The sequence below is a fragment of the Streptomyces sp. PSU-S4-23 genome (assembly GCF_055632315.1).
On the sequence record NZ_JBVMUU010000002.1, the window covers coordinates 255,067 to 267,282 of the forward strand.

Consider the following 12,216-nt stretch of genomic DNA (forward strand, 5'->3'; position numbering starts at 1 on the left):
GCTCACCGCGGTTCGGCTTGCGCCGTTCCGGCACGGTCAGTTGTCGACGTCGTCCCAGTCGAGGAAGCGCTTCTCGCCGTTTTCGAGCCGCTTGAGGTCCTGCTGGAACTCGGCCCATGCCTGCTGCCAGTCGATGCCCATCTTTTCCAGCAGCGGCCGGTAATCGGCCGAGTGCCAGTGCAGTTGGCACACCTTGTACGGGTGGGCGCCCATCGCCAGAGCGGCGAACTGGGCCTCGCTCATCACGGCCACGCCGACGTTGCGGTCGTGCGCCTTGGCCGCGAACTGGCTCTTGTCGAGGGTGGTCACGCAGCCGGTGTCGTGGGTGAGGACGACATCCGGATCCGCTTCCTCCTTCATCACCTCGATCTTGCGCATGGTGGCGAAGGAACGGGTGAAGTCGCGCTGCACCAGGATGTGGCGGAAGCCGAAGCCGCAGCAGTCGTACCAGGTGGAGTACTCGCGCACATCGGCGCCGAGCCGCTGGGCCAGACCGGTCACCACGGCGGTGCGCTGACCGCCGTAGACCTCCGGGTCGAAGATCGCGTCGCCCTCCACCAGCTTGTAGTAGTGGCAGGCGGGGTGCACGGTGACCTTGACCGCGGACATGTCGCGGACCTGGTGCGCCGCGATCTCATGGCGCAGGGCGTAGAGGTACTCCGAGTAGTGGACGATCTCCTCGGGCAGCACCAGCGGCTTGCCCAGCTTGGCCATGACCTCGCGTACCTCGGCGCGCAGGCCGGCGTGGTGGATCAGCTCCTCACGCACGTCCTTGTAGTGGCCGAAGGAGGTTCCGCAGTGGATCATGGGGAAGGCCCCGGTCTCCGCGGCCGCGGCGAAGTTGCGGACCGCGACGGCGGCCTGTGCGGCGGCGTTGGACGTCGCACTGGCGTAGTAGTTCCACGCCGTGCACGAGGTCTGGTCCTTGGGGTCGATGTAGTCGTACCCCAGCTTGCGCATGATCCAGAAGATCGAGGTGGAGTAGCCGGGAATGTGGCCACACTGCCCGCAGGACTTGTGGTGCCACAGGTTCGCCTTCTGGATGCGCTTCTCCCGGCCGTACTTCGTCGGCACGGTGATGGTGTCACCGGTGATCTTCTGTACGACGAGTTCGCCGGCTTCTTCCAGCTTCAGGAGCTCCGCTCGCGGGTCCAGCAACGAGCGGCGGTCCTCGCCGCGTTCGAAGGTCTGCTTTTTGTTCTTCAGAGCTTCGATCGGAATGGTCATACCTCGATTCCTTCCTCTTCGAGGCGGTCTTCCATGACTTCCTGGAGGATCGCGTGCAGACCGCTGTCGACGTCCTTGATCAGGTCGAGCGACCCGGTGTGCAGCCAGATGAGGTAGAGCTCGACGAGGGTCTTCTCCGCGACGTCCCAACCGGTGGATGTGGTGTGCAGGGTCTCCGAGGGCAGAGCCCGCCGCCACAGGTCGAGGTTGTGCGAGACGTCCGCGGTTTCCGGCCCCCAGTCGGGGAAGGCGTCGGCCTGGAGCATGTCGGGCGAGACCTGGGTACCCGTCGACATGATCTTGTAGATGATGCGGGTGTAGCCCGCCAGCGCCTCTTTCGCCGATGGCAGCCCGTTGTTGACGGCGACCTCGCGCATGATCGTGATGATGCCGCCGGGGTTGTTGCCGCGGGGACAGCGCAGACACGAGAAGCACTGCGAGCAGTCCCAGATGTCTTCCTGCATCTGCTGATAGATCAGCTCGACGTCCTCCCGCGCCGCGGCCTGGGCGATGCGCCGGGGGCTGAAGTCGTAGAAGCGCGCGGAAGGACAGGCCGCCACACAGATTCCGCATTCGTAGCAGCCGTAGAGGTAGCCGGAGTATCGAGGGTCGGCCTTGACCTCGTTGACGAGCCGTTCCTTCTCCGCGTAGGAGACATCGGCGTATCCGGCGACATCCGGCGCCTTGTAGTAAGCGGCCGTGTCAGTCACAGTCCACTCCCTAGAAGCTGATCACTGCGTCGGCGTTGAGAGCGAGATCGTTGAAGGCGGCGCCGCCGATCATCTCGACACCGTCGATGAGGTCTTCGATCTTCAGGTCGTTGAGGTCGAGCGACGGCTGGCAGACCAGCAGTCGGACGCCGAGGCCGGTCGCCTGCTCGATGAAGCGGCGCAGGGGCTGACCGCTGTCGCCCTTGGGGCCGATCTTGTCGACGACGTCACGGCGCAGCAGCGTCGCGCCGTACATCGTGAAATAGATCATCACTTCGGCGTCCATCGCCGCTGCCGAGGCGGCGAGGAAGAACGGTGTCGCAGATCGCGCGGGGTCGTTCACCCCGTGGGTCTGCACGTAAATGATCTTGCTGTCGTACTCGTTGGTCCACATCGCGGCGCCTCACTTCTCCCGGCGCAGAAGGACGTGGAAGACGTCACCGTCCTTGCGGATGTCGAGCAGCGCGTTGCCGGTGCGCTCGGTCCAGGCCCGCATGTCCGGTTCGACTCCCGGGTCGGTGGCCAGCAGTTCCAGGACCTGACCCTGGTTCAGGGCCTTCATGGCCTGGGAGGTCTTGATCACCGGCAGCGGGCACATCATGCCGGCACAGTCGATGACTTGGTCGGGTGCGGGTAGCGGCTCGGCCACAGGATCCCCTCTCGAAGGGCGGGCTCATATTCACAGGTTCGCATATAGTTATATGCGTGCCTGGATCTGTCCAGAGGTCGGACCAGACCTGTCACAGCGATCTGTTCGGACAGCCCGGACCGGAGGACCATGACCATCTCTGACCTGCACTGCGACGTCTGCAAGACGTTCGTCCCCGGTTTGACCGGCAGTTCGGATCCGGTGGACGAACCGGGGCCGGCCGGTGGTGTGCGCTTCGTCTACCACCCCGGCCGACCGCAGTTCCGGGACACCTCGGGGCTGATGTGCGGGCGCTGCTGGGCCGAGGCCGAGCAGTGGCTCGGTGCGCGCCGTTCCCGCCGATGCGCGGTCTGCGGCGCGGCGGTGGAGCGCCACGGCAGCCTGCATGTGCACCGCTTCGACGAAGCGTCGGCCTGGCGCCTGTGCGCGCAGCACTCCGTGGAGTTCCTCAACCGCCTCCGGACGGTCCAACCGAAGCTGGACCCGGCGACGTTCAGGTTCCCGTCCTCCGGGTAGAGGCCGTCCGACGACGGCACTTCCGCCCGTCGGGCGAGGCCGTCCGGTGCCGCGCGGCCCGGTGTGAAGACCGGGCCGGTGGCCGGTTCTTCCCGTCGTGGGGCCGGGTGCCGCGCGTTCCTGTCGTCAGGTCGCCGGCCGCGCCGTGCGGCCGGTCGGCGGCACGGCGTCGGCGGGCGTCTCGAACGGCGTGCGCCGCCTCACCTCCACCGGAGGCGTTCCCCTGCTCGACGCAGATCCCCGGCCAAATGTGACGAGCCCTCAGCCACCGCCCCGCGAGCCCAGTCGTGCGTTTTGCCAGGCCCCGTGGGCCTGAGGCGGGTGACACGGGCGTCGATGCCCGCCGCCGTGCCCGATCCGCAGACCGGCATCGTCTCGCACGGACGGAAAGGGCGCTCTCCGGAACCGCTCCCGGCCCGGACCGGCGGGTCACGTTCCGGGATCAGCGGGTGACACAGGCGTCGATGCCCGCCGCCGTGCCCGATCCGCAGACCGGCATCGTCTCGCACGGACGGAAAGGGCGCTCTCCGGAACCGCTCCCGGCCCGGACCGGCGGGTCACGTTCCGGGATCAGCGGGTGACACAGGCGTCGATGCCCGCCGCCGTGCCCGATCCGCAGACCGGCATCGTCTCGCACGGACGGAAAGGGCGCTCTCCGGAACCGCTCCCGGCCCGGCGGCGGGTCACGTTCCGGGATCAGCGGGTGACACGGGCGTCGATGCCCGCCGCCGTGCCCGATCCGCAGACCGGCATCGTCTCGCACGGACGGAAAGGGCGCTCTCCGGAACCGCTCCCGGCCCGGACCGGCGGGTCACGTTCCGGGATCAGCCGGTCTGCGCGTTCGCGGCGATCGCCGCCAGGTCCCGGGCGGGCCCCTGCAGACGCTGTCCCGCGGGCCAGATCACGCGCAGGTCCCGCGTGAGGTTGACGCCTTGTATGGGCAGGCGCACCAGGGTTCCCGCGGCGAGCTCCCCGGCCACGGCGTTGGAACTGAGCACGGCGGGCCCCATGCCTTCCATGACCGCGCTCTTGATCGCCGTGGTCGAGGACAGTTCGAGCAGGGGTGGGGGCAGCGTGACCGTCGAGGTCCGGTTCAGGGCCGTCTCCAGTGCCCGGCGCGTTCCGGAGCCCTGCTCCCTGCTGATCAAGGGCGTCCGGGCAAGCTCGGACGGCTGGATGGGCTGCTTGCGGCGCGCCCATGGGTGGCGCCGGGCGACCACCAGGACAAGGTGGTCGTGAGCGATGATCTGGGCCTCCAGCCCCGGGGGAAGATCCGGACCTTCCACAAAGCCGAGGTCCGCTTTTCCGTTCAGCATGGCGTCGGCCACGTCGGCGGAATTCCCGGAAACGAGTGCGACCGCGATATGCGGATCCCGCGCCCGGAGTCGGACCAGCCACCGCGGGACGAAATACTCCGCCACGGTAAGACTGGCCGCAACCCGCAGCCGGGCATCCTTCTGCCCGCGCAGTGCCGCGATGCCCGCCTCCAGGTCCCGCGCGGACTCGACCGTCTTGCGCGCCCAGTCCGCGATCAGCAGCCCTGACTCGGTGAGCTGTGAGCCGCGCGGAGATCGCGTGACAAGCGGAATCCCGATGCTGGACTCCAGCCGGTGGATGCGCTCGCTCGCCGCGGGCTGGGAGATGCCGTGGGCCGAGGCGGCACGGCCGATGCTGCCCAGCGTGGCAATGCTGAGCAACAGCTCGAATCCGGACAGCTCGGTCACCCGGCGCGGCAGGGGCATGGCGCAATCCTATGACTCGGCCGAAGGGATCGCGAAACCATCGCGCCCGAGCCGCGCCCGGCGGCGGCCGCGGCGCGGTGCAGGGCGTTAAACCCACCCCTTCCGGACACGGGCACCGCCGGCCCCGACACCGCTCGCCGCCGGCGTGCGCGAGCGCCGCCACATCGGCATGGCGGCCCTCGCGCACGCGGTCAGGAGGGTACGTGTCCCTGTCGGCCCGGTCGGACAGGGAGCGGCTCCGGTGATACCGGCCGCCGGCCTCAGGGATGAAAACACGCCGGTTCCGCGGCGGCGCGCCGGCCGCCCCGACGGCACCGTCGACAGCCGCCCTCAGGGTGTCGAGCCCGAAGACCGGGGGGCAGCGCCGGGAGGCGCGCCGGGCCTTCACGTCCACCCATAGGCGCACCCTATGTGCCCATAGCGCACTGGCGTCTACCGGTCCTCACAGCTCCGAGGCACCCTGGGCCGGACTGAGTCGTGGACTTCTCGGGCGATGTATTAAGCCCCACCCGCATCTGGAGAGCCGTGCATGAAATATGGCTTCGCAATCGATCAACGTACGTGTATCGGCTGTCACGCCTGTACTGTCGCGTGCAAGACTGAACACGAAGTTCCATTGGGGCAGTTTCGGACATGGGTGAAATACGTCGACAAGGGAGAATATCCATCGACCACCCGTGAGTTCGGAGTCATGCGGTGCAACCACTGCACCGACGCCCCGTGTGTGAAGATCTGCCCGACAAAGGCACTCAACAAGCGCGATGACGGGATCGTCGACTTCGACAATTCCCGTTGCATCGGCTGCAAGAGCTGCATGCAGGCCTGCCCGTACGATGCGATCTACATCGACGAGGACACCCACACCGCCGCCAAGTGCAACTTCTGCGCCCATCGCATCGACGAGGGCCTGGAGCCGGCGTGTGTCGTCGTGTGCCCCACCCACTCGATCTGGGTCGGCGACCTCGACGACCCGACGAGCGGCATCAGCCGCCTGGTGAACGAGAACCAGACCGCCGTGCGGTCGCCGGAGCAGAACACCGGGCCCAACGTCTTCTACCTCGGTGCCGACCGCGCGGTCCTCGACCCGCTGAACGCGCCGGTGGACGACACCTACATCTGGGCCAAGCCGGACGAACACCGGCTGGCGACCGCCGGCGACCTGCCCGGTGACCCGGTCACCAACGCCCGCACCACCCTCAACACCGCCCACCCCCGCCCGTGGGGCTGGCGGGTGACCACCTACCTGTGGACCAAGGCGGTCGGCGCCGGCGCCCTGATGGTCACGGCCCTCGCCCTGATCCTCGGGATCGACCTCGACACCGCGAGCCTCGCCACCCCGCCGGCGATCGGCCTGGCCATGGCCGGTATCACCGGTGTCCTGCTGGTGTGGGACCTCAAGCGGCCGGAGCGGTTCCTCTATATCTTCCTGAAGTCGAACTTCTCATCCTGGCTGGTCATCGGCTCGTACTTCCTGCTGGCCTTCGGCGGCGTGGCCACCCTCTGGCTGGCCGCGGTCATCTTTGACGTCGACGGAGCCCTCGACATCCTGCGCTGGCTCGCGATCCCGGCGGGCGCGATGGCCGCCGGCTACACCGCCTACCTCTTCGGCCAGGCCGAGGGACGCGACCTGTGGCAGTCCGCGGTGCTCTTCTGGCACCTGCTCGCCCAGGCGGTCATGGTCGGTGCCGGTGCGCTGGCCGTGCTCGCCCCGCTCGTCGACCTCTCCGAGGACGCCAGCCAGCTGCTGGCCCGCTCGTTCGTGATCGCCATTGCCGCGCACCTGCTCATCACCTGGGTGGAGTTCGGCGGCAAGCACGCCTCGCGCAACGCCTCCGTCGCGGCCCACGTCATCACCCACGGCCGGTACGCCAAGACCTTCTGGCTGGGCGGGATCGTGCCGTCCGTCGTCGCCGGCGCCCTCGCCGCGACCGGCTGGTCCGGTGGCTCGCAGGCCGCCCTCGTGGTCGCCGGGCTGGTGGCGCAGGCCGCCCTCCTCTCCCACGAGAGCGTCTTCGTCCGGGCCGCGCAGGACGTGCCGCTGTCCTGACGGCAGCCGAACCAAGGAGCTTAAGAGCCATGACCACAGCCCCCAAAAAACCCACCGCGAACGGTGGTGCACCCTCCGCGCCCATGCCCGGAGCCCGCACCCACGAGCACCTGCGGAACTACCCGCCGGTCGAGAACTGGGACAACCACGTCCAGTACGACGCCAAGGCGCACTCCGCGGGCAAGAAGGTCCCGCACACCTACTCGCTGATCCCCACGATCTGCTTCAACTGCGAGTCCTCCTGCGGCCTGCTGGCCTACGTGGACCACGACGACCTGTCGATCAAGAAGTTCGAGGGCAACCCGGCCCACCCGGGCTCCCGCGGCCGCAACTGCGCCAAGGGCCCTGCCACGATCAACCAGGTCAAGGACCCCGAGCGCATCCTCCACCCGATGAAGCGGGTCGGCGAGCGGGGATCCGGCAAGTTCGAGCAGGTCTCCTGGGAGGAGGCGCTCAACGACATCGCGGCGCGCATCCGGAAGGCCATCGTCGAGGACCGCAAGGACGAGGTCATGTACCACGTCGGCCGGCCCGGCGAGGACGGCTTCGCCGAGCGCGTCCTGCAGGCGTGGGGTGTCGACGGCCACAACAGCCACACCAACGTCTGCTCCGGTGGCGGCCGTACCGGCTACACCCACTGGATGGGGTATGACCGGCCGTCGCCGGACTACGCCAACGCCAAGACGATGGTGCTGCTCTCCGCCCACCTGGAGACCGGCCACTACTTCAACCCGCACGCCCAGCGGATCATGGAGGCCAAGCAGAACGGCGCCAAGATCGTCGTGCTGGACCCGCGGCTCTCCAACACCGCCTCCCACGCGGACCTGTGGATCGCGCCGTGGCCGGGCACCGAGGCGGTGATCTTCCTCGCGGTCGCCTCCTACCTGCTGCGCACCCGGAAGATCGACGAGGCGTACATCAAGCGCTGGGTGAACTGGGACGTCTACATGCGGCGCCTGCACCCCGACGCGCCGATGGACTTCGAGGTCTTCCTCGAGCGGCTGACCGAGGACTACGCCCAGTACACCTTCGAGTACGCGGCGAAGGAGGCGCACATCTCGGTCGAGCAGGTCGAGGAGCTGGCGCGGCTCGTCGCCGACGCGGGGACCCGGCTGGCCACCCACACCTGGCGCTCGGCTCCCGCCGGCCACCTCGGCGGCTGGCAGATCACCCGCAGCCTGTTCTTCCTGAACGTGCTCACGGGCAGCGTCGGCACCGTCGGCGGCACCCACCCCAACGGCTGGGACAAGTTCATCCCGCACTTCCCGGAGATGCCGGAGGCGAACGAGATCTGGAGCGAGTTCCTGTGGCCGCAGGAGTACCCGCTCACCACCAACGAGATGTCGATCCTGTTGCCGCACCTGCTCAAGGACGGCCGCGGCAGCGGACGGCTGGAGGTCTACTTCAGCCGGGTCTACAACCCGCTGTGGATCAACCCGGACGGGTTCACCTGGATCGACGTCCTCAAGGACGAGAAGAAGATGGGCCTGCACGTGGCCCTCACCCCCACCTGGAGCGAGTCGGCGACCTTCGCCGACTACGTCCTGCCGATGGGGCACGCCTCCGAGCGGCACGACACCATGTCGTTCGAGACGCACGCCTCCAAGTGGATCGCCTTCCGGCAGCCGGTCACCCGGGTCGCCATGGACAAGAAGGGCATCCCCTACCAGGACACCCGGGACGCCAACCCGGGCGAGGTCTGGGAGGAGAACGAGTTCTGGTTCAACCTCTCCTGGAGGATCGACCCGGACGGCTCCCTGGGGATCCGCAAGTACTTCGAGTCCAAGGCCCGTCCGGGTGAGATGATGACCCAGGACGAGTACTACGAGATCCTCTTCGAGCACAGCGTGCCCGGGCTGCCGGAGGCGGCCAAGGAGCTCGGCATGACTCCGCTGCAGTACATGCGGAAGTTCGGTGCCTTCGAGGTGGCGAAGAACGTCTACCGCCTCGACGAGCGCAAGCTGAGCGAGGCCGAGCTGGACGGGGCGTTCCCCGACTCCAAGGGTGTGCTGCGCAAGCCGGTCACCCTGGAGACCCAGCCGCCGCTGGTCGGCGAGGCCGGCGTGGTCGGTGTCGAGCTCTCCGACGGCTCCAAGGTCCAGGGCTGGCTGTCGCCGTCGCGCAAGCTGGAGCTCTACTCCGAGACGCTGGCCGACTGGGGCTGGCCCGAGCACGCCACTCCCGGGTACATCGAGTCGCACGTCGGCCCGAGCAAGATCAACCCGCAGCAGGACCAGTTCGCGCTGATGCCGAACTTCCGTCTGCCCACCCTGATCCACACCCGGTCCGGCAACGCGAAGTACCTCAACGAGATCGCCAACACCCACCCGCTGTGGATGAACAAGGGCGATGCCGACAGGATGGGCGTCAAGACCGGCGACCTGGTCCGGGTGTCGACCGAGATCGGGCACTTCGTGGTCCGCGCCTGGGCGACCGAGGCGATCCGTCCCACGGTCGTCGGCCTCTCGCACCACATGGGACGCTGGATGCAGGACGGGCACCCCGGCAGCCGCTGGGTCATGGGCAAGGTCGACCTCGACCGGTCCGCGGACGGCGTCTGGAAGCTTCGCTACAAGGAGGGTGTCAAGCCCTTCAAGAGCGAGGACCCCGACTCGGAGCGGATCTACTGGGACGACCCGGGTGTGCACCAGAACCTCGCCTTCCCGGTCCAGCCGGACCCGATCTCGGGTATGCACTGCTGGCACCAGAAGGTGACCATCGAGCGCGCCCGCCCCGGCGACCAGTACGGGGACGTCGAGGTCGACGTCAACAAGTCCCGTGAGGTCTACAAGCGCTGGCTCGGCATGACCCGTCCGGGCCCGGGCCCGGACGGCAGCCGTCGGCCGGAGTTCATGATGAGGCACGTCACGCCGAAGCGTTCGGCGTACCGGGCCTGAGCACCAAGGGAAACACAGGAGGAAGACAACGATGGTCCTGCGGCAGTCTCGCATCTCAGCGGACGTCGACGCAGTGCGCGCCGCGCTGTCCACCGTCGAAGACCCGGAGATCCACCGGCCGATCACCGACCTCGGCATGGTCTCGGCGGTCAGAGTGGGACGTCGCGGGACCGTCGACGTCGAGATCTCCCTCACCACCGCGTCCTGCCCGCTGAAGAACACCCTGCGCGACACGGTCGTCGCGGCGGTGCGGGAAGTTCCCGGCGTCAAGGAGGTGAATGTCGCCTTCGGGGTGATGAACGAGCGACAGCGGATGGAAGTCGCGCGCACCCTGAACGACGGGCGCGCGAGCACCCCCTTCTCCAGCCCTGAGTCCACGGTCCGCATCTACGGCGTCGCCAGCGGCAAGGGCGGCGTGGGGAAGTCGTCGGTGACCGCGAACCTCGCGGTCGCCCTCGCGCAGACCGGCAGAACCGTCGGCCTGCTGGACGCGGACGTGTGGGGCTACTCGGTCCCGCAGCTGTTCGGCGTCCGGCGGGCCCCGGTCGCCCTCAACGGCACGATGATGCCCATCGAGGCGCACGGCGTACGGCTGATGTCCACCGGGTTCCTGGTGGAGGACGAGACCCCGGTCGTGTGGCGGGGACCGATGCTGCACAAGGCGCTGGAGCAGTTCCTCGGCGATGTGCACTGGGGCGATCTCGACGTGCTCCTGCTCGACCTCCCGCCGGGGACCGGTGACATCACCCTCTCCCTGGCCGAACTCCTGCCCGCCATGCAGATGGTGGTGGTGACCACCCCGCAGGAGGCCGCGCAGACGGTGGCCACGCGGGTCGGACGGATGGCGCGCAACCTGCGTCTCCCCGTCGCCGGTGTCATCGAGAACATGTCCCGGCTCGCCTGCGGCACCTGTGGATCGCAGACCGCGTTGTTCGGCTCCGGCGGCGGAAGCCGGCTGGCAAAGGCACTCGACACCGATCTGCTCGGCGAGGTGCCGCTCGACCTGGCACTGCGCGAGGCGGGCGACATCGGCGTGCCGGTCGTGGCCGGCACCCCGGACGCGCCGTCGGCACGGGAACTGGCCCGCATCGCCGCCGAGCTGCCCGTCGTGCGCCGCAGCCTGGTCGGCATGCAGCTGCCGCTGTCGGTGGTCTAGCCGCAGCGCAGACCGGCGTCACACATGGCGCACCACTTCCCGGGGGGATGCCGATCGGCTTGACCGGCATTCCCCCGGGAACATTCGCGGTTTCACGGCTGAGGATTTCCACCTGCCGCGGGGTCCTGTACATATTGATTCCTCTTGGTGACAGGACCCTGGCTCCAGCCCCGCCTCCCAGGTAGTGTGTCGGAATGCAGCGTGATGGCTCGAAAAAAGATCACGCGAGGTCATGCGGCTATTGACGGGTTCCCCCTGCAGAGCGGCTGGGAATTCGTCCAGTCCGGCGCAGTGTCCGCGAGCCCGGGCCTGTGCCTGCCCGACAGAGGAGCCAGTGTGGCACAGATCGATCCGGCGGAGATCAGTGAACTGCATGCTCGCGTCTGCAAGGCTCTGGCGGATCCTACGCGCCTGCTGCTGATCAACGAGTTGCGGGACGGCGCGCGTTCGGTGGGCGAGGTGGCCGAGGCGCTGGACATCCCCCAGCCGAATGCCAGTCGGCATCTCTCGATACTGCGCGACCGGGGGGTTGTGACGATCGAGCGGGTGGGAAGCAACAGCTTCTACAGGCTCAGCAGTGACAAGGTGCTGGCTGCCGTGGACCTGCTCCGGGAGTTCATGGCGGAGGAGCTCGGCTGGCGCGACGATGCCCGCCAGGAACCCGGGCCGGAACTCAAACCGATTCGTTGACCGGCCCGGAACCGGTGCCGCCCGTGTGCCGTCGGAGGCTCCAGGGCACATCAGCCGTCGAGATCTACGTCACCCGCCGTCCGGAGGAACGCGCGCACATGACGTTCTCGCAGGTCAAGGCGGTAGTGACGGCATAGGTATGCCATGGCCCCGACTACCCTGGTGATACGCTGGACATGTGATGAGTCTGGGAGAGGGTCACGATGGAGCGCGCTGACGCATCTGAGATGTACCAGCTGTATGCGCGCGTTTGCAAAGCGATCGCCGACCAGAAGCGCTTGTTGATCATCAACGAGTTGCGGGAAGGCCCCCGAACGGTGGGTGAGATCGTCGCCGCTCTCGGAATCTCCCAGCCCAACGCCAGCCAGCATCTCGCGATGCTGCGCGACCGGGGCATCGTCCGTACGCGCCGAGAGGGCAGCAACGTCTACTACACCCTCACGAGTGTGAAGATCCTCCAAGCTGTGGATCTGCTCTGCGAGTTCATGGTGGAACGTACCTCCGGGACCGGGGGCATGCTCGCCGGCTGAACCGGCAGCCGTCCGCGGCAGGGGCAAACCTGCGGACGCCGGCGGCCCCACA

Annotated in this window: 11 protein-coding genes; 6 read left to right on the forward strand and 5 right to left on the reverse strand. The window is 68.1% G+C overall.

From position 1 onward, the window contains the following. Nucleotides 1-36: 36 nt before the first annotated feature. From ACZ79I_RS01760 to ACZ79I_RS01775, 4 genes are read right to left on the reverse strand one after another with little or no spacing between them, the layout of a single operon-like run. Entirely contained in the window at nucleotides 37-1,227 is a 1,191-nt protein-coding gene (locus ACZ79I_RS01760; RefSeq protein ID WP_471493392.1) for a heterodisulfide reductase-related iron-sulfur binding cluster, read from the reverse strand. Next, nucleotides 1,224-1,937, reverse strand: a complete 714-nt coding sequence (locus tag ACZ79I_RS01765) for a 4Fe-4S dicluster domain-containing protein (protein ID WP_381081826.1) — start codon at nucleotides 1,935-1,937, stop codon at nucleotides 1,224-1,226. The genes ACZ79I_RS01760 and ACZ79I_RS01765 overlap by 4 nt, the downstream gene beginning before the upstream one ends. Before the next feature lie 10 nt (nucleotides 1,938-1,947). Next, entirely contained in the window at nucleotides 1,948-2,331 is a 384-nt protein-coding gene (locus ACZ79I_RS01770) for a DsrE family protein (RefSeq protein WP_381081823.1), read from the reverse strand. A gap of 9 nt (nucleotides 2,332-2,340) precedes the next feature. Beyond that, a complete protein-coding gene (locus ACZ79I_RS01775; RefSeq protein WP_381081820.1) occupies nucleotides 2,341-2,586 on the reverse strand; it encodes a sulfurtransferase TusA family protein in 246 nt (81 codons plus the stop codon). Nucleotides 2,587-2,715: 129 nt separating this feature from the next. On the opposite strand from ACZ79I_RS01775, the gene ACZ79I_RS01780 reads away from it, so the two are divergent. Continuing rightward, nucleotides 2,716-3,102: a hypothetical protein gene (locus ACZ79I_RS01780; RefSeq protein WP_471493394.1), complete on the forward strand. Its 387-nt coding sequence runs from the start codon at nucleotides 2,716-2,718 to the stop codon at nucleotides 3,100-3,102. Between the two features lie 824 nt (nucleotides 3,103-3,926). Here ACZ79I_RS01780 and ACZ79I_RS01785 read toward each other — a convergent pair. Beyond that, on the reverse strand, nucleotides 3,927-4,844 hold the full coding sequence (locus ACZ79I_RS01785; protein WP_471493396.1) for a LysR family transcriptional regulator: 918 nt from the start codon (nucleotides 4,842-4,844) through the stop codon (nucleotides 3,927-3,929). Nucleotides 4,845-5,535: 691 nt separating this feature from the next. Here ACZ79I_RS01785 and ACZ79I_RS01790 point away from each other — a divergent pair. The 5 genes from ACZ79I_RS01790 to ACZ79I_RS01810 all read left to right on the forward strand — a co-directional run bounded on the left by ACZ79I_RS01790 (nucleotide 5,536) and on the right by ACZ79I_RS01810 (nucleotide 12,164). Then, entirely contained in the window at nucleotides 5,536-6,891 is a 1,356-nt protein-coding gene (locus ACZ79I_RS01790) for a 4Fe-4S dicluster domain-containing protein (protein ID WP_471493397.1), read from the forward strand. A gap of 29 nt (nucleotides 6,892-6,920) precedes the next feature. Continuing rightward, nucleotides 6,921-9,788 carry a molybdopterin-dependent oxidoreductase gene (locus tag ACZ79I_RS01795; RefSeq protein WP_471493399.1) on the forward strand — a complete coding sequence of 956 codons (2,868 nt, stop codon included), beginning with the start codon at nucleotides 6,921-6,923 and terminating at the stop codon, nucleotides 9,786-9,788. A gap of 31 nt (nucleotides 9,789-9,819) precedes the next feature. Further along, nucleotides 9,820-10,944: an Mrp/NBP35 family ATP-binding protein gene (locus ACZ79I_RS01800; protein ID WP_471493401.1), complete on the forward strand. Its 1,125-nt coding sequence runs from the start codon at nucleotides 9,820-9,822 to the stop codon at nucleotides 10,942-10,944. A 336-nt stretch (nucleotides 10,945-11,280) separates the two neighbouring features. Then, on the forward strand, nucleotides 11,281-11,634 hold the full coding sequence (locus tag ACZ79I_RS01805) for an ArsR/SmtB family transcription factor (RefSeq protein WP_471493403.1): 354 nt from the start codon (nucleotides 11,281-11,283) through the stop codon (nucleotides 11,632-11,634). 227 nt (nucleotides 11,635-11,861) lie between these two features. Next, the gene (locus tag ACZ79I_RS01810) at nucleotides 11,862-12,164 is read left to right on the forward strand and encodes an ArsR/SmtB family transcription factor (RefSeq protein ID WP_471493405.1); all 303 of its coding nucleotides are present in this window, start codon (nucleotides 11,862-11,864) and stop codon (nucleotides 12,162-12,164) included. The last annotated feature ends 52 nt before the right edge of the window (nucleotides 12,165-12,216 follow it).